This window comes from Sporocytophaga myxococcoides, assembly GCF_000775915.1.
Classification (GTDB): Bacteria; Bacteroidota; Bacteroidia; order Cytophagales; family Cytophagaceae; genus Sporocytophaga; species Sporocytophaga myxococcoides_A.
Genome location: NZ_BBLT01000004.1, coordinates 442939 through 463436, shown reverse-complemented (window position 1 = coordinate 463436; position 20498 = coordinate 442939). Strand labels below are relative to the sequence as shown.

The window sequence follows — 20498 nt, the reverse complement described above, 5'->3', positions numbered from 1 at the left end:
ATTGCTAGCTGGATTATATTTTGCATACTCATTAAAAAAATAGCCGGTTCTTCCGATGCGGAAAAACCAGCTATTATTTGGAAAGAATCAATATCTGAAAACTGCAACCAAAGGTTGACCAGCTTCCGGCATTTCTTCCGGATTTACCTCATATACAAAACCCCCATTCTCAATAGTAAATGCGGCAGCTTTAGTGGATAAAGAGATACTGTCTTTGTCTGAAGCTCTACCCATTTTGGTTTCTTTTGATTGTTCATTATAGGTTCCCCATAAATGATTATTTTTTTCTATAAACAAAGTATCAACTCTTCCTGACTGAGCCTCTCTTATGATTTCATCGATTGAATAAGATGTCTTACCTGTGCCTGCAAAAGCATTATAAGTTTCAATTTTCTTTTTAAGTGGTTTGAGCATTTCAGATCTCATTACATCCAAAGATCTTTCAAATATCTCTTGGTCAAGAAGGTGGTCTGGGTTTCCATTTACACCTTCTTTGAAAAGGTTTGGATATGAATTAGCCTTCTGATATACCGAATGCATTGAATCAACAGCATAAAGCACTAAAGGTAGTTTTTCTTCATCCCTTAATGCTTCATTCACACCTATGTTGACCTGCCTAAAAAACTCAAGGGTATACTGATCATTGTAAAAGCTATCGGTATGGGAATGATAAATTGTTCCACCTCCCATGTTTTTACCCTGCATGGTTCTTTTAGTAAATTCGTAAAGGGATAATATATCATCTATATTTTGAGGAACAGAAGAGGGAAGGGGAATCTCCTCAAAGTGATATCTGCTATTCTTGAATAATTTCACTTTTTTCTGACTTAAAGCCAGTGTGTAAAACTTTCCTTCTTCTCTGAAGAAGATTAATAAAGGATCAAGTACAAATGCATTACCTACATAGTTTTCAGCTTCAAAAGATACCGGCAAACGAAAGTACCTGATGTTCTCATCATTCATGAACACTGCAAGACCTTTATCCTGAAGATGCCAGAAACCAGTATCGTTCAAAAGATTAAAGCCTGGAGCTAAAAGTTCTGTAACATACTTTTCCTGGTAATTCTTTTTCAAAAGTTTATCTCTTACTTCTGTCAATTGATTTTTAAACTGCAGCCAGTCCAGACCTTCATTTACCTCCATCCCTTTTTTGTGAGTTGGAATAAATATTGAAATACAGTTTTGGCTTTTAATACCTGCAAGTCTCTCGAAATCTTCCCTAGTTAATCTATCCATATCCGTCATCATTCACCCATGTTTCATCATCAAAACAACACGCACCTTCCAATTAGTTTGATTATTAATAAAGCAAAAATAGTTCTGCAATTGTTGAATTTTTGTGGATAAAATCCCTTGGGAAGCTTAGAAACAATTTTATTTTTATATTGTTAAAATCAAACATTTACCGCCCGATTGAATAAAATAGCGATAGAATTGAGCGAGTGCTAAACGTGATTACTCCTAAGCTCGTTCTCTCTATCTGTACTAATAAATTTGTTTATAGACTTGCTAATCTCAGGCTATATGGAAAGAAAAGAATTAGTAATGGTTTTCTGGAATGACCTAAAGCTCTCCTTTGAACAGCTTGAAGCTATTATAAAGCTGTTGAAGCCAGTGGTTTCTGAAATATTTGTATTTTCTAAAACAGAGGAAGGGCGTCTTGCTGCTCAATGTCTGTGCCATGGCAGCTATGTGCAGTTTGGAGATACATTTCCTGAAAAGGTACATAATGCTTTTCTAAAAGCGTATATGAAAAACTTTGATAATACGATATTTATTGATTATACAGAGGTATCACTTACTTTAAATCCTAGAATAATCAGAGAGGCATTTAGTTTTCTTGAAGAAAAAAAACTTGTAGTTGGACGAAATGAGGTAAATAGAATGGTCCTCCTGGGTATGGCAGGTTTTCTTCCACATGTTTTTGAAGAGAAATTTTATTTTGAAATATTAGGTGAACCAATTCTGGAAGAGGGGTCTTTCAAAAAAAAGAATATTGTTGAATTAGGAATCTTTCCAGATAAACGTACTTCTTTTGTTTATTCATTTAAAAAATAAACATGCTCCTATAGAAAGTTTATAATGGTTGGTGCGGAAAAGTACATCTTGAAGTCCTTTTGCATCCTCAGATTATTCCTCTCTGAACTATATTAATTTCATTACGGTGAAACAATAGTCTTGCATAGCTTTGTTCTTTTAAAAAGAAAAGAGGCTATGAGAGAGATGAAGGGCTGGCTGGCTGGAGCTTTGATATTCTTTTCAGCAAATTTAATGGCACAATCTGGTCAAAATTACAAACAACAATTTTCACCTTCGAAGAGAGAGGAAAAGGATGAGCAACAGAAGTATTATGGGACTGTTGAAGATGAAAATCATTACCGGGAAAGTCACAACTATAAGAATACTTTTTCAAAACACAATAAGAAGACTACTACTATCATAGAAGATTGTGATGAGGCCATAAAGAGTTATCCATCTCATCAGAAAATGAAGTATGATTTGCCTGGAGGAGAATACATAGAACATAATTATAAAAGGTCATTCCCTGCCAGGAAAGAATGAGCTGATATAAACGCTCTGTAAATAAAAAAACTCATTGGATAGCTTAATACAATGAGTTTTCGGGGGTTCATTATTTTTTTATTCTTATTCTTTCAAAATAGTAATTTCAGATTTGTTTTCTTTTTTCTTGTCTCCATATCCTACTGGTTTTATTCTTGCACTTGCAATTCCTTTTTGGGTAAGATAGGTTGCTATGGCATCAGCCTGTTTCTGTGTAACATCATTATGGTAAATCTTGCGGATATATGCCGTGGTGTCCAGAGTTACAGTTTCCTCTTTTACTTCAGTGAGTTCATGTGCTTGTACTGTGTCAGACTTTACTTCCGATATAGATGTGCCTATTTCAATTGCTGCCGTAGGATTTTCCTGAAGCCATTTTACAAGTTTATCAAGATTCATAGTTGAGGAAGGAGATAGAGTGCTTCCCTCCATCTGAATATCGGAAAGATCAATAGCTGTATTTAGTTTTACTGCCGGAAGTTTAAAATCCTGCTCCTTATAAACAGATTTGGAAAGTGTATCAAGCGGAATGCTATTGCCTTTATAGAACCATCCTTTGGTGCTGCCATAAGCTGTGACATCAAAAGTTTTTCCTTTTGGAAGTATGATCAAGTATGGCTCGTCTTGTTTCAGATTTATAACTGAAATAAGTTTTTTGGAAGGAAGTTCAGTTACTATAATTTTTCCGGCAACAGTTTTTCCTGATTCTTCTTTTATTTTTCCTGCAAGCAAAAATACTCTGTCAGGTTGGAACTCTTGAGAAAGTTTACTTCTGTAAATGTCTTTAGATTTTCCATTTATGGAAGTGTAATAAATCATCTCCGCATTGGCGGGAATAGCTGCATAAACCTCGTCCTCTTTAGAGTTAATATATGTAAGCGGGATTGGAGTAGACCAGCTACCATCATCTTTACGCTGTGTCTTATAAAAGTCAAATCCCCCTTTGCTTCCGGTTCTTTCAGAAGAGAATATTAAAGTTTTTCCGTCAGAAAGAATTCTTGGAGAACATTCGCAACCTGAATTGACAGGAGAAGGAAGGTCTACTGGCTCCCTGAAACCTTCTTTGCTAGTACGCTGAGAAACTACTATTTTACCGCAAGGTAGTCCCGTAGAGGATTTTTTATCTGTCCATTTTACAAAATACAGTTGTTTCCCATCGGGAGATAAACTTGGGTCAGCTTCTCCTTGTGCAGAATTTAAAGGTTTTCCAGGGTTTTTGGGAGAAGACCAGCCTGTTGGTGTTTTTTCAACTATCCATATATCATTGCTTCCAATACCTCCATATCTGTTGCTTGAAAAGAATATTTCATTACCCATCGGGCTTAAATTATATCCAAGGTTGTTGTTAAGCTTGGTCGATGGGGTATTAAGAGCAGTTACTTCATCAGGTCTTGTCCATACCCCCGATTTAAGATAACTTATAACTGGATATGCTTTTTCCTCACCATAGTTGGATAGAAATAGTAATGTTTTGCCATCTGCGCTGACACTGGGGTTTAATTCATCCCCCAGTGGTGAATTGATTGGCTGACTGAGGCTTGTGCCTTGAGAATAAGCTTTTTTTGTTGTGTTGAAACAAATAATGAAAAAAAGTAAGAATGAAAGTTTTTTCATAGAATGTTAATACTTGTTTGTGGTAATAAAGTAAAATCCGAAGACAGGTCCAAACTTTAACGTGTAAAATAGAAAGATAGATGATCTTTGAAGCAGATTATATGAAATTTATATAGGGAAGGATGGAAGCGGTTGTGAATAAGGTTGTACTAAAATAAAGGAAGTCAGGTTAAAAGCACACTGAGAAGGTGTGCTTTTTTAAAATTAGGTTGAATACAATCAGGAAGTTTTTTTCTTTGAAGTTGCAACAGGAGTTGGTGTTGCATCAGACTTAACTTCCGCTTTTTCAACTTTTCTTTTTCTGGAGTTTCCAAAGCTCCCTTTAAAGATCTTTCCTTTTTTAGACTTTTTATCTCCTTTTCCCATGGTTATAAGTTTAAATGATTTATGAAAACTGAGAACCTTAATGAAATAATAGTTTAAAATGTTTGAGAATATTAAATATTTTTTTGATTCGAGAAAATATAAAAAGCTTATTTTTTGTCAAAAATGGCTGTTAATGAGTGGTATGCTTTTATTGTTGTTGTTGTTTTATAATTTTTATAAGGATGTTTTAATTTTGTTGGGAACGAATGAATATTTTTATAGTCTATCTTATAAATTTTGATCATCATACAGATAAAACCGTTTGTTTTATCTTAAGTGTTTTTAAAATGAAGGAGAATCATGAAGAAAATTTTACCTGCATTACTGATATTTTTCTCTCTAACTTCATTTGCTCAGTTTAAGACAATTCATTCTGACAAAACAGTTTTTTATGATAAAAAAGGAGAGAGTATTAGGTCCTTTATACCTGTGAAAGTCGAAAGTCAACAAATAGTAAACGAGGATACCCTTTTACTTAATTACCGGGTATTTAAACTAATTGAACCTTTTAACGAGGATTGTCAAGCTACCGGCAAAGGATGGCCCTGGACAGGCAAAAATATTATATTGACTAAAGATGAAAGGGAGATCTTTATTAATAAAAATGGCGACTCGATCATATTTCATAAGTATGCCGATGTTAATGATACCTGGATTTTTTGGTCTTCTGAGGAAAACTATTTTGAAGCAACTGTAATCAAAAAGGAGCAGGAAACATTTAACATATATGAAGATCAGGTAACTGATTCTGTTATGACTGTTTCTGTTACTCTTAAGAAGGTGGGAGATAATAGTCCTTTGAGCCATTCATTTAATGGTAAAGAGTGGAAAATAAGTAAGAAGTATGGCTTCGTTAAAACTTATGATCTACTGAATTTTCCTGAAGATATCAATGCCATGTTGTTGGCAGGAATAGAAGAGTCAAATATTGGAGTTAGAAATCTGACTTTAAAGGATATATATAATTTTGAAGTTGGAGATGAGTTACATGTTAGAGAATTTGAGAATTCTTCTGATCTCAAGGAAACAAAGAGCATTCATAAGGTAATTGACAAATCGATAACAGCAGGGAATGATTCAATTGTTTATCATATTTCTGTTTTGAGGAATTCAGTTTTTTTTGAATCAGGAGTAGAACAGTTTACGGTAAATGCAGATACCAATATACTTAATGTTCCAATAGCTCTGGGGGATAGCGGAATAAACTGGTTGCCATTAGTAGCACATATTGGAACTGCGTATGTAGATTATACAAGCCAGTCCTTGGATGAACCTACCTCAAGAATGTCCAAACGTTACATCTATGAAAGTTTGATTCCTTCAGATCCTTCAGATTCGTGTTATAAGCTTGTTGTTGATTGGGGAAGCGTGGATAATAGATATATTGAAGGCCTTGGTGGTCCATATAATTCAGGATGGTATGGAATGTTTTCTTATGGAAGAGAATTAGTGTATTACAAAAAAGGCTCTGTTGAATGGGGAACACCATATGATTTGGTGACGAGAGTTTTAGGAAAAAAATCAGGTGTGAACATAAGTCTTTCACCGAATCCAGCTACTGACAAAATCAGAATTTCAAGCGAAGGTATTCAGAATACTTTCTACAAGGTCTTTAATGTTGAGGGAAGGGAAGTATTAAATGGATATTTTATTGGTGCAGAAGAAACCGTTGATGTTAATAGTCTCAAAGTAGGAATCTATTCAATGATGATCCTCAATGAAGGTGGAGTTATTTATACTTCAAGATTTGTGAAAAATTGATTTTTAAAAATTAGCCTTCAGGAAATTTTCTGAAGGCTAATTATCTATTTTATGTATTCAGCATATTCCATCGATTCAAAGCCTCTCCTGAATCAAGCTTTTGCTGCAGAACAGGAATCAGATCTTTTTGTTGTATAAGGTTAAACTTTGTGATAATAACAGCAGCCTGATAAATGATAGCTTCCCTTGCAAAATTTTTCTTACCTTCAAGGGCTGCCAATCCTTCCGATAATACATCTTCCGGTTTGATGCTTTTATCCTGTTTGCTTTCCAATAGGGGAAGCCCAAAGTCTTCGGGAGAAACGAGTGATTCATATATATCATTACCATCATAAAATATGGCAACAGAGCCTCTGCTAAGCGTTAATTGTGTTGATCCCTCAAGTCCCTTAAAGATAAGTGCCATTTTACATTCACCCTGTACTTTCAGCTGTTTAACCACTTCTTCCTTATAATGTGGATGTGTGTATCCCGAGACAAGATAATTTCCCTGAGTACTTTGGATGGGCTGTAAAAGCTTTTCAAAGGTTGCCAGGAAGGGTCGTTTAACCATTTCCTTTCTCATTCTTTTGAGCTGGAAAAGTTCATTGAAAAATATTTGCTGATCAAGGTAGCAAAATCCTATAGACTTGTTTTCTAATGCTTGTTTAGCATTGGAAACAGATATGAGGGGATTTTTACCTGCCAGCTTCAAAAGCTGATGAGAGGTATATCCTTCCTTAGGGGCAACTTTGTCGATGGAGTGAACAATACAAGGAATGTCTAATGATGCAAGCAGTGCTGCGGTAAATAATGAAAAACTCGCAGTCCGGTTAAAACCATCATAGCTATCGGCAATATCAATTACAATTGGGAGGTCCGTTTTTATTCGCTCCACTTTTTTCCATAATCCTGAAAGGAAGGCTTTGTTTTCAATGAAGGTTTCACGTTTTAACCTTTGTGATTCAAGAAAAGCTCCTTTAAGATAATCAGGTATCTGACGATCGAATAATTGCTCTATCCCACTTTCAGCTTCCTCCTGGGATAAGTCTTCGTGTTTTATGACTTTAAGAATTAACTGATAAAACACATCCTTTGTATGGCCTGTAAAAAATGGTATTATTTCATCCGGAAGAAATTCTGAAGGGTACGCTTTTACCTTTTCTATCCATTCCTTTTCCTGAATATTGGCTTCAAGGGTAAGCAAAGCCGTAACCATTGTTGCAATAGTGGTAAGGCTTGCATCGGGAGATTTAAATAAATACTGAAGCTCACTCAGCTCCTCTTTTATAAGGCTTTTGCTTCCTTCAGGTCCTATACCTTTTTTCTTCAGCAATTCTGCTAATCTCTCCTGTACCATAGTATTTTATTCGTCATTAAATCTATAAAAATGTTTTTTAAAGTGAAAGATAAAATTGACTGGATGTTCAGATTTATGACTGGTTTATTTTAATTAATTGACCCTGAGGATGCAAAAGCGGCTGGTATTGTAAAATACTGGAGATGTCTTTAAGCCTGTATTTGGAGTGAACAAATAATATGCTGTTGAGTTGAAATTATGTAAGCAGCACACAAAGTTGCTGAATAATCCAATGAGAGTTTATAATTAGATACGAGGCAGAAGGCGATAATATTTATTTTGTATGGAAATACTGGAAAAGGCATTGCCAAAGGTTGAAAAACTTGTGGCAGAGAAGGGGAAAACAATTCTTGCAATTGATGACGTTGAGTCAACTTTAGATATAATTAATTGCACATTGTGTAAAAAGTATAATGTAGTTAAAAAAGCAAACGGAAAAGACGCATTTGAGTGGATGCATGAGGGAAATATTCCGGATTTGATAATTTGTGATTTGCGTATGCCCGAGATGGACGGTTTTGAATTTATTAAACATATCCGATCCAGTGGATTTTTCAGAGAGGTACCACTCCTAATTCTATCAAGTTATGAATCAAGCAGTGTTAGGATTCAGTGCCTTAAATGTGGCGCTGATGATTTTATGATGAAACCATTCAATCCTGAAGAACTTGAAATAAGAGTAGAAAATATTTTCAAAAGAATTTATAAGTAAAAAAGTATGGAGCTTATTGCACAGAAGAAGCTGGCTTATATAGACAATCAGGCAGATCGGCGTCATTCGTTTTCAAATCGGATGGCAGATGGGTTTGATGTTATTCATTTTGAAAACGGATTTAAGTTTTTCGAATGGCATTCTAAGGGTAATAAAGTTGATGCAATAATTTCTGCAGGACAATTACACAGCTCTAATGGGCTGTTATTGCTGCAGCACTTAAAACAATCGGATGTTGAGCCGGTTCCTTTTGTTTTTCTTGTTGACAGCATTACAGGACCGGTCCGTTCTGAAATGCTTAAACATAGTGTGTCAGAAATTTTTGAACAGGATGTTTCGAAAGACCCGTTTGCATTAAGATTAAATTATCTGATTAAAAATAAAATTCATTATAAACGTGCATATAAAGAGGGGCATGTAAAACATCCTGAGTATAAAATTCCTTTAATAAAAAGGATATTTGATGTCGTGTTTGCAACACTTGCACTCATCTTTTTGAGTCCTCTCTTTCTTTTGCTTGCAATATTAATCAGGCTGGAATCAAAAGGCCCTGTGTTTTATGCTGCAAAAAGGGTTGGTACGGGATATAAAATTTTTGATTTCTATAAGTTCCGATCCATGAGTGCCGATGCTGATAAAAAGTTGAAGGATCTTGCTCACATGAATCAATATAATAAAAATAAAAAAGTCTCTGAAAATGACAAAAAAAATGAAATTTCGATAGCGGTTGATGAAACGGATCATCAATCAAACCTTTGTGAAGAGTGCGCCAGAGGAAACAGAGTTTGTCAGTCTATGCTTTATCTTGATGGAAAGGAAATTTGTGAGAATAGATTTCTTTTGGAAAAGAAAGAAAAAGATGCAGCTGCATTTATTAAGATAAGTAATGATCCAAGGATTACAAAGATTGGTAAGTTTATTAGAAATACAAGTATAGATGAGCTGCCTCAGCTTTTCAATGTATTGAAAGGTGATATGTCTATTGTTGGTAATCGTCCGCTTCCGCTTTATGAAGCTGAAAAGATTACAGTGGATCAGTTTACCCTAAGATTCCTAGCACCTGCAGGTATTACAGGTCTTTGGCAGGTGACCAAAAGAGGAACCAAGGAAATGTCAGAGGCTGAAAGAATTCAGCTGGATAATGACTATGCCAGGAATTATTCATTCTTGAGAGATCTGAAAATTATTGCGAAAACCATTCCTGCATTATTACAGAAAGAAAATGTATAGTATGAATACCCTTTGGAATAATAAGCATTCTGCTAATAGTATGCTTCTTTTGATATTCACTCTGTTTTCGGTTACATCCTTCGGGCAAGTAAATAAAGATAGCGTTATTGTGCTACAGGATCTTGAAACTCAATTGCCTTCGTTGGATAATATTATTTTAATTGCAATTGAAACATCACCTTATATAAAGGTAGAGGATGCTAGTATAAAAGCTCGCAAGCAGGAAATTCACTTAGCAAGGAAGGATTGGCAAAAAGACATCCAGGCTTTTGGTAACTATGCTACAGGTGATCAGAAGTTTGGTGTAACATATGGAGACTTTAATCGTCAGACTAACTTCCTTAATGGATACAGGGTTGGCATAAATGTGAGTATACCATTGTTTGATGTTACGGCCAGACATAATAGAATAAGGTTTAGTAAGGCTGAGCTGGAAATGGCTGAAAGGAACAGAGATCGAGTAATAATAGAATTAAAAAGACAAATAGCAGCTGAATATAACAATCTTCTTGCAGCTCAGACGCTTCTTAAAATTAGAAGCGAAGGACTTCAGAATGCACAGCTTGTATATCAGATGGCAGAGAAACAATTTAAAGAAGGAACAATCTCTCTGGAAGATTATTCCTCGGTAAGTAATAATCTTTTTATGGCGGAGTCGAATTTTGAAATTGCAAGAAAGGATTATAATACAGTTTACAAACAATTCGAATATTTAATAGGGGTAAGTATTGGTTCTTTAATTAAACAAAAATGACCTTTGGTGATATATTTAGGATACTCAGAAAGCACTTGATGCTTCTGATACTTTTTCCTGTTGCAGTGGCCTCACTGGTATACATGAAAACAAGGAAGAAAGAAAAGGAATATGCTTCTACATGTCTGATTTATACAGGAGTTGCCAGCGGATACAATGTTACCACAGAAGAGCATCCGAGGCTTGATCACAATGCAGTCAGTAATGCTTTCGATAATCTTTTGAATACGCTAAAATCCAGAGAAACAATACAAGAGGTTTCTTTAAGGCTGGTTGCATCTCATATTTCCTTAGATAATCCGGATTTGAGGTACATCTCTCCTGAAAAATATAGTGAAATAAGAGCTATTGTGCCAGACTCTGTTTTGCATCAGGTAAAAGGAGCCACACCAGAGGCTACTTATGAAAAATTGCAAGCTTATATGAGCAAAAATAAGTTCAATGTATTTTCTGCTCTTGTTGCATCTCAAAATGGCATATATGGAGTAGATAAGATCCGGGAAAGAGTTAATGCTATCAGAAAGGAAAACAGTGATATGCTTGACGTGTCTTATAGTGCCAATGATGCGGCTATTTGTCAACAGACACTTTTGTTGCTCGCTCAAGTCTTTATCAGAAAATTCAGTGAGATAAAAGAATCGGAAGTTAAGAATGTGGTATCGTATTATTCTGACCAGACGGAAAAAGCAAGAGCAAGACTTAATGATGCAGAACTTAAGCTAAAGGATTTCCAGGTAAGAAATAAGATTATCAATTTTGATGAACAGGCAAAAGTATTGTCAGAGTCAAGACAAACATATGCAGATGAGATTGAAAAGGAAAAAATGATTCTTGCTTCAGCTCAGGCAAGTCTGGTAAGTCTTGAAGAAAGGCTGAAGGGAAGAAAGAATATTATGGAGAGTAATGACAGAGTATTGGCTAAAAGACAAGAGCTGTCAGATATTAATTATAAGATTGCAAATGCAAAAAACTTTGGTGAAACAAAGGAAAATTTAAGAGAATTAACAGAAAAAGCTGAGGCAATAAAAAAGGAACTTAAAGATCTTGTAAATAACCTTTACTCCATTAATAACAGTCAGGAGGGGATTCCAAGTGATAATATTCTTACGCAATGGCTAAGCAATGTTCTGATAATAGAGGAGAGTGGGGCAAGGCTTAAGATTATGCAAGAGCGTTTTAATTCCTTTAATACTACTTATAACGATTTTACTCCACTTGGTTCTTTGTTGCTTACTCTAAAAAGAGAGGTACAGGTTGCAGAGAAGGAATATATGAATAAGCTTGAGGCTCTAAATATGAACCAGCAGAGATATCAGAATGTGAAAATGTCAAGTAATATCAAACTTTTGGATCAGCCTTTTTATCCAGTAAAGCCTATCGCTTCAAAAGATTTTGTAATGATTCCGCTTTCAATGATAGCCTCGTTTTTACTATTGTTAAGTATTTATCTGGCGATGGAGTTGTTAGATTCTTCCGTGAAAAATTCCGCAAGAGCAGAGCGTCTCACAGGATTTGAAGTGGCAGGTATACTACCTAAAGTAACACAGAGAAACAGGATTACAGAATATTTTGAAGATTCTCTTATAGAGCAGGCAGTTAACAGAATAGTAATGGAAACAGAAAAGGCTGCTCCGGAAAAGAAAACTAAAATTATCCTTGTCGCCGGTACACAGATTTCAGAAGGGAAAACCTGGATGATCTATAAAATGGCAAAACGTATATCAGATCTTGGATACATTTCTGAAATATTCACTCCAGGTTCAGAAAAAGGATATCGCCCTGAAAGTATCGATAAGAGGGAAGTTGTAGATATTTCAAAAGTAAAAGTCAGACATTATGAAATTATCGAAAGGATGGTTCCCGCTACTAAGATCAGTGAAATACTTAAAACAATCGATAAAGCAGATTTCGTCTTTCTTGAAATTCCTTCACTTCAGGAATATCAACTTCCTCTGCAATTGGTTAAAGATGCGGATCTATGTCTGTTAGTTCTCAGAGCTGACAGGCCCTGGAAGGATTCTGATAATTACCTATCAGGATTGCTGACGAAGGTGTTGAAGTCAAAACCTTTATTGGTTCTTAATAAGGTTACTACAGACAGACTGATACAGATTTATGGAAGGGTGCCTAAATGGTTTTCTGCTAAACTTGTCAGTAAAGATAACCAGGATAAAAATGTGACCAAGAAAAATAAAGTATCTTATGATCAGGAATAAAAATATACTGTGCATGGCGCTTACTACATGGGATAAAGACTTTGTCAATACAGTAGTGAAGATGATGAGTATATTAAGTAAGCAAAACAGAATTCTATTTGTAGATTATGAGTATACTGTAAAAGACATTTTAGCTGCTTTGTCAGGAAAACAAAAGGTTCCTGTTACAAGAATAATAGGACTTGAAAATCGTCTGAGGACCGTCAATACAGTTTATGGAAGCGAAATACATGTATTGACTCCACCGCCGGTATTACCTATTAACTGGATTAAAAATGACAATCCCTACAGAGTATTGCTGAAGCTTAATGGCAATCTAGTAAGGGGGGCAATTCAACGAGCGCTCAAGACATTAAAGATGGAAAATCCTATTGTGGTGAATGGGTATAATCCTTTTTTTGGTCTTCCTTTAGTGGGTGATTTTAATGAGCTCTTGAATATCTATTATTGCTATGATGAGATTAAAGGTGATCAATGGTATCATTTTCACGGTCCGGAAATAGAGAAGGAATATATAAAGAAAACAGATGCCGTAATTACTACATCTGATGCTTTATTCAAATCCAAGAGTCCGTTACATCAGAATTGTTTTGTTGTTAAAAATGGAGTGGACTTTGATCATTTCAACTCCATTGCAGATTTAAAGATAAAATCTCCACATGCACCAAGAATTGTAGGTTATACAGGAAGTATAGATGAACGTTTTGATTATGAACTTTTATCATATTCGATAAAGATGCTTCCTGAAGTTCAATTCCAATTCATAGGAAGGGTTACTAATGAAATTGCGAGAATGGCATTGAAGAAATATCCCAATGCCAGGTTTATGGGAAGCAGGAAGCCTTATGAAATTCCATCTCTTCTTAAAGATATGGATGTAGGTATAATTCCATATCTGAAGAACGAGGTTACAAGTGGCGTTTATCCACTTAAAATTAATGAATACATGGCAGCCGGAAAGCCTGTCGTGATGACTGATTTTGCTAAAATTCCTGAATTTGAAAGTCATGTGTGGATAGCTAATAACAAAGAAGCTTTTCTTAATAGTCTCAGAGACGCTTTGTATAATGACTCTGTAGAAAAGATGAAAGCCAGAATAGAATTTTCAAAACATAATTCGTGGGAAAACAGAGTTGAGCAGTTCTCTTCAATAGTAGAGAGAATGCTGGAGTTGAAAAAGGAAAGAGTTATATGAGGTTTTTAAAGAAGGTTTTGTCTAATAATAATATTCTCTCTTTAACAGGTAATATCATTGCGGCTGGTTTTGGTTTTATAAGTTTTGCCTTACTCGCAAGAATATTTTCAAAGGAAGATTTCGGTAATTGGATATTGTTCATTACTGTTTATGTTTTTATTGAATTATTAAGGGTAGGTTTTTTACAGACACCATTAGTTAAATTTTGTTCAGGTGTTAGTGAAAGGGAGAAAGAAAAGGTAATTGGAAGTGCGTGGTTGTTCGCCATTCTGATTACCATTTCTTTTGTAGTCCTATGCTTTTTGCTTAAGCAAGTAATGCTCTTCTATATTGATTCAGAAGGAGCAATTTATTTTTTTAATTATTTCTGGATATTAATAATTGTTACCCTTCCTTATAATTTTTCATCATGGATACTTCAGGTAGATATGAAATTTAGCAAAATTATTTATATACGTCTGATTAGTATCGGTGTATTTATAGTTCTGTTATGCGTTGAAATGTTTCTTCATAGAGGTAAAGAGTTTATTGTTCAGTCTTACCTGATATCCCATTTTTTCGGGAGTTTATTTTGTGTTATTGCCGGATGGACAAATATAAAAAGTATCAGATTTGCTGAATGGAAGAAGGTTAAAGATTTATTTAATTTCGGGAAGTTTAGTATGGGCACCATGGTAGGTGCTAATTTGTTGAGAAGCTCTGATACCTTCCTGATCGGCGCTTTCCTGGGAGGAGAAGCAGTAGCAATATTTAATATTCCTCTCAAATTATTCGAATTGGTTGAAATTCCATTAAGGAGCTTTGCAGCAACAGCTTTACCTTCTTTTTCAAGATTAGTAAACAGTAAAGACCTTCAGGGCCTCAGTAAAAAGCTTGAACGAACTGCAGGCATGTTCAGCATTATGCTCCTTCCAATAGTAGTATTTTGTATCATATTTGCAGAATATTTGGTCGTTTTATTGGGAGGTGAAGGTTATGAAGAATCTGCCAATATTCTAAGAATATTCGCGCTTCATGCTGCTTTAATGCCAATTGACAGGTATTCAGGTTTGGCTTTGGATGTTCTCAGCAGGCCTCAGCAGAATATGTTTAAAGTCATTGTAATGGTATGTATCAATTCCCTTGGTGTATTCATCGTACTAAAGTCCTTTGGTATGTTATGGCCGGTTGCAATTGTGTCCATACTTACCTTTTCTGCAGGAGTCATTATGGGAATATTCTTCTTAAAAAGGGATATTAAGATAGTTCCTTCCAAATTATTTTCAGAAGGATTTAAAGAAATCAAAAGTTCAGTTAAAAAGTTGAAGAGTAAACTAAATCTTAGTGTTGACTGATGCTTAACCGGGATATCTTATTCGAAAATGTGAAAAAATATGGTCAATGGCCTTTATTGTTGTTATTTGCCTACTTTTTAGGTTTGTTGTTTGCCAAAGGAGGTATTGTTATTACTGCTGTAGCGGCTTCTCTTCCATTGGTACTTGTGGTTTTTGCAATTATATTCTCATATCCTATATCAGGAATGATTATGGCAATGATAGTAGGTTTGATTGTTAATGGTATCACAAGATATGTTTCAGCTCCTTTAGGAACATCTCTCGATATTGTGCTGGTAATTAGTATATTCTCTGCTCTGTTCAATGTTTCTTATGACAATGTCAAAAAACTGAACAATAGCTTAATTTGGGTATTGTTATTGTGGACAGGGTTTACAGTACTTGAAATACTGAATCCTGAAGCTGTAAGCTTTGAAGCATGGTTCTATGCGGTAAGAGCGATATCTTTTTATATCATTTTCCTTATTATACTGACATTCCTGGTGCTTAAATCAGAGAAACTCATTGATGTGTTCATTAATTTATGGATGATTGGGGCTTTGGTTTGTGCTCTATATGGAATGAAGCAAATGTATATTGGTCTTGACCATGTGGAGAAGGCCTGGCTTGAAACAGCTGCGGATACGCACATTCTGTTTGGTAAAATAAGATATTTTTCATTTTGTTCTGATGCAGGGCAATTTGGTGCCTTTATGTCTTTTTCTTCCCTAGTAGCAATTATACTGTCACTGAAATCTAACTCCACTTTTAAGTCGGGATTTTATTTTGTAGTAGCTGTACTATGTTTTTGGGGCATGGCTATATCGGGAACAAGAGGGGCTATGTTTGTGTTTGTTGGCGGTTTGTTTTATCTCTTGCTCACCAGGAACTTTAGAGTATTTACACTTGGATTCATTGCGATGGCTGCAGTATTCTGTTTCTTACGGTTTACTTTCATTGGTCAGTCTAATTATCAGATTCAAAGAATGAGAAGTGCTGTAAACCCTCAGAGTGACCCTTCTTTCAAAGTAAGGCTGGAAAACCAGAAAAAATTGAAGGTTTATCTTGCATCAAGGCCAATAGGGGGAGGAATAGGAACAATTGGCTACTGGGGAAGTCGCTTTAGTCCTGGAACATTTTTAGCTGAAACTCCTCCGGATAGCCACTATGTCAGGATTTGGGCCGAAACTGGAATTGTGGGATTGATGATTCATATATTTACTTTGTTATTTATACTTGGAAGAGGATTCTACCTGGTTTATAATCTTCGCGATCCACTCCTGAAACAGAAGATGATGGCTCTGTATGCGGGAGTATTTGGAATACTTGTAGCAAGTTATGGTAATCAGGTATTAGCTCAATTTCCTACAGTTGTGTTTTGGAGCATCTCTATTGGAGTTATTTTTCTTGCGCCGTCTTTTGATACTGAAGAAACTTCTAAAAATATAATACCTGTAAAGCCCTGACCGGTATTGGGTTGCAGGTTCTTATTAACAATCCCGTTTTTTTGTATGTTTCTCTTAAAAGAACTCATATACTGGTGATGTAATAAGAGAAAAGGTGGGACTGCAGACAGGATTTTTTTAAGATAATCTGATTCTTTATTCCTTACTATTTCTTTCCATTGACATCAAAGGGGGGTGGGTTGGTATGTTAAATTTCATTTTGATATGAGAAATGTGAGAGAGGATATTTACCCGTTGGTCTCAATAGTAACGATAAATTATAATGGAGCTGATGTGACATGCGCACTTCTTGAATCTTTACGGAAAATTACTTATCCTAATGTTGAAATCATTGTAGTGGATAATCATTCTAAAGAAGATCCTGGGGTTATTAAGGAAAGGTATCCAGAAGTAAGGCTGATAAGAAATAAAAGTAATATTGGGTTTGCTGGTGGAAATAACGTTGGTTTTAAAGCAGCCAAAGGTAAGTATTTCCTCATGCTGAATAATGATACGGAGGTAGCACCGGATTTTATGGAACCGCTTGTTTCGAAATTGGAGTCAGATCCAGGGGCTGGAGCAGCAACCGCAAAATTGATTTATTATCATAGTGATGGAAAGATTCAGTTTGCAGGAAGTACTAAAATCAACCCTATTTCAGGAAGAAATAAGTATATAGGTCAGCATGAAAAAGATAACGGGCAGTATAATCATTGTTGCTGCACTCCTTATGGACATGGGGCGGCAATGATGATTCCCAAAAAGGTAATTCAGGAGGTGGGTTTTATGCCTGAAATGTATTTTCTTTATTATGAAGAGCTTGATTTCTGCGAAAGAATAAAAGATGCCGGATATACGATCTGGTTTGTTGGTAATTCAAATGTGTTTCATAAAGAGTCTGCGACAGTGGGTAAACTTAATCCCATGAAAATTTACTATCTTACAAGAAACAGATTGCTGTTTATGCGAAGAAATGTAAAAGGAGTAAAGCTTTATCTCAGTATGATCTATTTTACTTTTGTAGCATTGCCAAAAAATTTATTGACTTATTTGTTATCAAAAAAAGTAGATTTTGCCAAAGCATTTATGAAAGGTTATTTATGGAATTTTAAGAACAAAGCATTATTGGAGAATAAAAGGATTAAACTTGAAGCCGCATGATTGCTATTAAAATTATATTATTAATTCTATTTGTTTATTTATCGGTCTGTGTATTTTATGGGTTTCTTTTCTCTTTTGCCGGAAGACTCGGTGGTCTGAGAAAATATAAATTGAAAGAACCATCGGGAAGATTTGCAGTTTTTATCCCATCATATAAAGAAGATGAGGTAATTTTAAACTCAGCAAGAGAGGCTTTGAAACAGAAGTACCCTGAACATCTTTATGATGTAATTGTAATAGCTGATTCATTACAAAACAGTACATTGAATTTGCTGAAATCAATGCCTGTTAAAGTGATTGAAGTTTCTTTCGATAAAAGTACAAAGGCTAAATCACTTAATGCAGCGCTCAGTCAGTTAGACGAGAATCTTTATGACTATGCACTTGTGCTGGATGCTGATAATATTATGAAAGAAGATTTCATAAGGAAGTTAAATTCGGTAATATCCGTAAAAGGCATAGGCGCTGTTCAAGGCCATAGAATAGCAAAGAATATGAATACTAATTTTGCCATACTGGATGCTGTAAGCGAAGAAATTAATAATCATATCTACAGAAGAGGTCATAGAGTATTAGGACTTTCATCCGGTCTCATTGGTTCGGGAATGGCTTTTCATTATAAGTATTTTAAAAAGGTAATGGCTACCAATCATGCTATAGGAGGTTTTGATAAAGAGCTTGAACATAAACTGCTGAGAGATAAAGTTAAAATCGAGTATGTAGAGGATGCTTATATCCTGGATGAAAAAGTAGAAAATGCTGAGATATTTCAGAATCAAAGAAGGAGGTGGATATCAGCTCAGCTGTATTATTTCAGGCAATATTTCTTCCAAGGACTTTGGCATCTTTTAACTAAAGGAAATATGGATTTCTTTGATAAAGCTTTCCAGCAATTCCTGGCACCAAGGGTGTTACTTTTGGGGGTAACAGGTGTAACAGCAGTATTATCGGCTTTAATTGAATTTACTTCAGGTATACTTGCCTTTCCTGGGGCATTTTACTGGATAAGTTTATTTCTTATTCAAACTCTTGGGTTGCTTATTGCTGTCCCTTCGGAGTTTTTTACCAGGAAGAATTTTAAGGCAATTGCCCAGCTTCCTAGGGCTTTCATTGTTATGGTTTTGGTACTGTTTAAGTTAAAAGGAGCTAATAAAAAATTTATACATACGCCCCATTCAGGAAGCTCAAAGGTATAAATCAAACATCCTAAAAAAAATTAATCCTTCTTAAAAGTGAAGGATTAATTTTTTTAGTTTTTAATGTTTTGTTTTAAGAGTGAAATTGATTCCTTAGGTTGTTGTTTTTTAAAATTATATATAATTCCTGCTATCAGTACTGCTGCACCCAATAGCAGTACCCTGATTTGTATTAGGTCATAAAGTATTCCGGCAAACAGACCACCAAGAAAAAAAAAGGATATAATGGTAAACCTAAGTTTGATAGAACTATAAAGCTTTAACCTTTGCTCCTTTTCTTTATAAAAGAATAGTTGTGATAACTCGATACCCAGATCAGTAAAGAGTCCTGTTAAATGAGTAGTTCTGACTGTAGCGTTACTGATTTTTGTTACCAGCGAGTTTTGCAAACCCATAGTAAAAAGTAGAATGGTTGCAATCAGATTTTCATTATTATTAATAAAGCTATAGCTCAAAATGCCTGTTGAAGTTAAAATTATACTTTCAAGAATGATTGGGACTACATATACAAATCTTGCACTTTTCCTTGAAAATATTTCTATCAATGCACCTGAGGTAAATGAGCCTGAAAAAAATGCTACGATAAAAAGTAGGTAAAGAAATGTCTGGACTATATTAAGCTTAAAAGCCTCGTCAATAAAAAAGGCAAAATGACCTGTGATATTAGTAGTAAGTTTTGCTACTGATAAAAATCCGGCAACATTAACTATTCCTGCCACGAAGGAGAGCAAAGATGCAATTTGAAGATTATGTTTGAAAGTTCTTTCTCTTCCATGATGAATAAACATTGCAAGATAATTTTCAAGGTTATAATTTACTAGTATTGATTTTCTGCAATTTATTAAAAATAAAATAAAAGAAAAATATGGAGAAGTAGTGCAAGCTTTGTTCCTATTATCTTTCCTGTTTTTAATTTATCTTCTTGATTTTATTTCTTATTCCAGTATATCTTACTATACTTTAGTTGGTCGTTATCCAGATTTAATTCTTGTGTAATATATGAATTTAAATAGGTCAAATGGTCTGAGAGATTTATTTCAACGAAGTTGTTATCTGTAAAAGTAAAATGATGTAACAGCAATGTAATTGTCATTCTTATCAATAATTGTAATTTCCAGAGTAGCTATAGCAATTCCAGAAATGCTTAATAATACTTGTCTGTATCAGTGCTTGGATTAGCATTTATATTGTTGTTTGAATAGAATGCCGGATTGTTCCATAATGTAACACGTGATTGGCATGTTGTTGTACTCTGTTTAGGTGGTTGATCTTTATTTAATATTGATAAATTTATTTTTGTCTTTATTATTATTATAGCTGATAGAATTAACATTTTCTTCTGTAATTATTGATCAATCTTTTTAATACAATTAAGGTTGAGAGAAAGCTGATTTATTATAAACAGAGATTTCGTTAAGATTATAAGAAGCTTTGAGTTGTTTATGATTGTTATTTCAGCTCCTTTCACTATTGTTCCGGACCTCAGTTTTCTTAAAGGATTATTATTCGTATGTTGGTGGTGTTTAATTGATTTGGGAGAGAACTTTGATTATGCAAATGTTATAATAATTTCTTCTAACTGGTAAATGGCTTTAAGGTTAATTTGAAAGAGTAGTAATTTTGAAATAATTAAG

The 20498-nt window shown here is 34.7% G+C and carries 17 protein-coding genes; 12 read left to right on the top strand and 5 right to left on the bottom strand.

Translation table 11 applies throughout. The annotated features are described in order from the left end of the window. Positions 1–87: 87 nt before the first annotated feature. Positions 88–1236, bottom strand: coding sequence for a baeRF3 domain-containing protein (locus MYP_RS12110; protein ID WP_156140526.1), 1149 nt, complete (start codon positions 1234–1236; stop codon positions 88–90). Positions 1237–1524: 288 nt separating this feature from the next. On the opposite strand from MYP_RS12110, the gene MYP_RS12105 reads away from it, so the two are divergent. Both MYP_RS12105 and MYP_RS12100 read left to right on the top strand, forming a co-directional pair. After that, entirely contained in the window at positions 1525–2058 is a 534-nt protein-coding gene (locus MYP_RS12105) for a hypothetical protein (RefSeq protein ID WP_045463543.1), read from the top strand. A gap of 156 nt (positions 2059–2214) precedes the next feature. Next, on the top strand, positions 2215–2562 hold the full coding sequence (locus tag MYP_RS12100) for a hypothetical protein (RefSeq protein ID WP_045463539.1): 348 nt from the start codon (positions 2215–2217) through the stop codon (positions 2560–2562). An 84-nt stretch (positions 2563–2646) separates the two neighbouring features. On the opposite strand, the gene MYP_RS12095 is transcribed toward MYP_RS12100, so the two are convergent. After that, entirely contained in the window at positions 2647–4176 is a 1530-nt protein-coding gene (locus tag MYP_RS12095; RefSeq protein WP_045463536.1) for an OmpA family protein, read from the bottom strand. A 219-nt stretch (positions 4177–4395) separates the two neighbouring features. Further along, positions 4396–4542: a 30S ribosomal protein THX gene (locus tag MYP_RS25720; protein ID WP_081990498.1), complete on the bottom strand. Its 147-nt coding sequence runs from the start codon at positions 4540–4542 to the stop codon at positions 4396–4398. Between the two features lie 300 nt (positions 4543–4842). On the opposite strand from MYP_RS25720, the gene MYP_RS12090 reads away from it, so the two are divergent. Further along, positions 4843–6303, top strand: a complete 1461-nt coding sequence (locus tag MYP_RS12090; protein WP_045463533.1) for a T9SS type A sorting domain-containing protein — start codon at positions 4843–4845, stop codon at positions 6301–6303. Positions 6304–6352: 49 nt separating this feature from the next. On the opposite strand, the gene MYP_RS12085 is transcribed toward MYP_RS12090, so the two are convergent. Beyond that, positions 6353–7642 (bottom strand): anthranilate phosphoribosyltransferase, encoded by a 1290-nt coding sequence (locus MYP_RS12085; RefSeq protein WP_045463530.1) that lies wholly within the window; start codon positions 7640–7642, stop codon positions 6353–6355. A gap of 283 nt (positions 7643–7925) precedes the next feature. Between MYP_RS12085 and MYP_RS12080 the strand changes: the two genes are divergently transcribed. From MYP_RS12080 to MYP_RS12040, 9 genes are all read left to right on the top strand, one after another. Beyond that, entirely contained in the window at positions 7926–8354 is a 429-nt protein-coding gene (locus MYP_RS12080; RefSeq protein ID WP_045463526.1) for a response regulator, read from the top strand. Between the two features lie 6 nt (positions 8355–8360). After that, positions 8361–9584 carry a sugar transferase gene (locus tag MYP_RS12075; RefSeq protein WP_045463523.1) on the top strand — a complete coding sequence of 408 codons (1224 nt, stop codon included), beginning with the start codon at positions 8361–8363 and terminating at the stop codon, positions 9582–9584. A gap of 1 nt (position 9585) precedes the next feature. Beyond that, complete coding sequence (locus MYP_RS12070) at positions 9586–10338, top strand: TolC family protein (RefSeq protein ID WP_045463519.1); 753 nt, start codon at positions 9586–9588, stop codon at positions 10336–10338. Then, a complete protein-coding gene (locus MYP_RS12065; RefSeq protein WP_045463517.1) occupies positions 10335–12554 on the top strand; it encodes a GumC family protein in 2220 nt (739 codons plus the stop codon). Before MYP_RS12070 ends, MYP_RS12065 begins: the two co-directional genes overlap by 4 nt. Then, entirely contained in the window at positions 12541–13749 is a 1209-nt protein-coding gene (locus tag MYP_RS12060) for a glycosyltransferase (RefSeq protein WP_045463514.1), read from the top strand. Before MYP_RS12065 ends, MYP_RS12060 begins: the two co-directional genes overlap by 14 nt. Then, complete coding sequence (locus MYP_RS12055; RefSeq protein WP_045463511.1) at positions 13746–15083, top strand: lipopolysaccharide biosynthesis protein; 1338 nt, start codon at positions 13746–13748, stop codon at positions 15081–15083. The genes MYP_RS12060 and MYP_RS12055 overlap by 4 nt, the downstream gene beginning before the upstream one ends. Continuing rightward, positions 15083–16528, top strand: a complete 1446-nt coding sequence (locus MYP_RS12050) for an O-antigen ligase family protein (RefSeq protein ID WP_045463508.1) — start codon at positions 15083–15085, stop codon at positions 16526–16528. The genes MYP_RS12055 and MYP_RS12050 overlap by 1 nt, the downstream gene beginning before the upstream one ends. Positions 16529–16732: 204 nt before the next feature. Beyond that, the gene (locus tag MYP_RS12045) at positions 16733–17668 is read left to right on the top strand and encodes a glycosyltransferase family 2 protein (RefSeq protein WP_045463506.1); all 936 of its coding nucleotides are present in this window, start codon (positions 16733–16735) and stop codon (positions 17666–17668) included. After that, positions 17665–18864 (top strand): glycosyltransferase, encoded by a 1200-nt coding sequence (locus tag MYP_RS12040; RefSeq protein ID WP_045463504.1) that lies wholly within the window; start codon positions 17665–17667, stop codon positions 18862–18864. The genes MYP_RS12045 and MYP_RS12040 overlap by 4 nt, the downstream gene beginning before the upstream one ends. A 53-nt stretch (positions 18865–18917) precedes the next feature. Here the strand turns inward: MYP_RS12040 and MYP_RS12035 are convergent, their stop codons facing one another. Continuing rightward, positions 18918–19652 (bottom strand): YoaK family protein, encoded by a 735-nt coding sequence (locus tag MYP_RS12035; protein ID WP_045463502.1) that lies wholly within the window; start codon positions 19650–19652, stop codon positions 18918–18920. Between the last annotated feature and the right edge of the window lie 846 nt (positions 19653–20498).

Excerpts from the sequence above, each read along its gene's own strand:
- MYP_RS12080 (WP_045463526.1), top strand. The coding sequence starts at position 7,926 with ATGGAAATACTGGAAAAGGCATTGCCAAAGGTTGAAAAACTTGTGGCA.
- MYP_RS12060 (WP_045463514.1), top strand. The coding sequence starts at position 12,541 with ATGATCAGGAATAAAAATATACTGTGCATGGCGCTTACTACATGGGAT.
- MYP_RS12075 (WP_045463523.1), top strand. The coding sequence starts at position 8,361 with ATGGAGCTTATTGCACAGAAGAAGCTGGCTTATATAGACAATCAGGCA.
- MYP_RS12050 (WP_045463508.1), top strand. The coding sequence starts at position 15,083 with ATGCTTAACCGGGATATCTTATTCGAAAATGTGAAAAAATATGGTCAA.
- MYP_RS12105 (WP_045463543.1), top strand. The coding sequence starts at position 1,525 with ATGGAAAGAAAAGAATTAGTAATGGTTTTCTGGAATGACCTAAAGCTC.
- MYP_RS12085 (WP_045463530.1), bottom strand. The coding sequence starts at position 7,642 with ATGGTACAGGAGAGATTAGCAGAATTGCTGAAGAAAAAAGGTATAGGA.
- MYP_RS12055 (WP_045463511.1), top strand. The coding sequence starts at position 13,746 with ATGAGGTTTTTAAAGAAGGTTTTGTCTAATAATAATATTCTCTCTTTA.
- MYP_RS12065 (WP_045463517.1), top strand. The coding sequence starts at position 10,335 with ATGACCTTTGGTGATATATTTAGGATACTCAGAAAGCACTTGATGCTT.
- MYP_RS12095 (WP_045463536.1), bottom strand. The coding sequence starts at position 4,176 with ATGAAAAAACTTTCATTCTTACTTTTTTTCATTATTTGTTTCAACACA.
- MYP_RS12035 (WP_045463502.1), bottom strand. The coding sequence starts at position 19,652 with ATGTTTATTCATCATGGAAGAGAAAGAACTTTCAAACATAATCTTCAA.
- MYP_RS12110 (WP_156140526.1), bottom strand. The coding sequence starts at position 1,236 with ATGGATAGATTAACTAGGGAAGATTTCGAGAGACTTGCAGGTATTAAA.
- MYP_RS25720 (WP_081990498.1), bottom strand. The coding sequence starts at position 4,542 with ATGGGAAAAGGAGATAAAAAGTCTAAAAAAGGAAAGATCTTTAAAGGG.
- MYP_RS12045 (WP_045463506.1), top strand. The coding sequence starts at position 16,733 with ATGAGAAATGTGAGAGAGGATATTTACCCGTTGGTCTCAATAGTAACG.
- MYP_RS12040 (WP_045463504.1), top strand. The coding sequence starts at position 17,665 with ATGATTGCTATTAAAATTATATTATTAATTCTATTTGTTTATTTATCG.
- MYP_RS12070 (WP_045463519.1), top strand. The coding sequence starts at position 9,586 with ATGAATACCCTTTGGAATAATAAGCATTCTGCTAATAGTATGCTTCTT.
- MYP_RS12100 (WP_045463539.1), top strand. The coding sequence starts at position 2,215 with ATGAGAGAGATGAAGGGCTGGCTGGCTGGAGCTTTGATATTCTTTTCA.
- MYP_RS12090 (WP_045463533.1), top strand. The coding sequence starts at position 4,843 with ATGAAGAAAATTTTACCTGCATTACTGATATTTTTCTCTCTAACTTCA.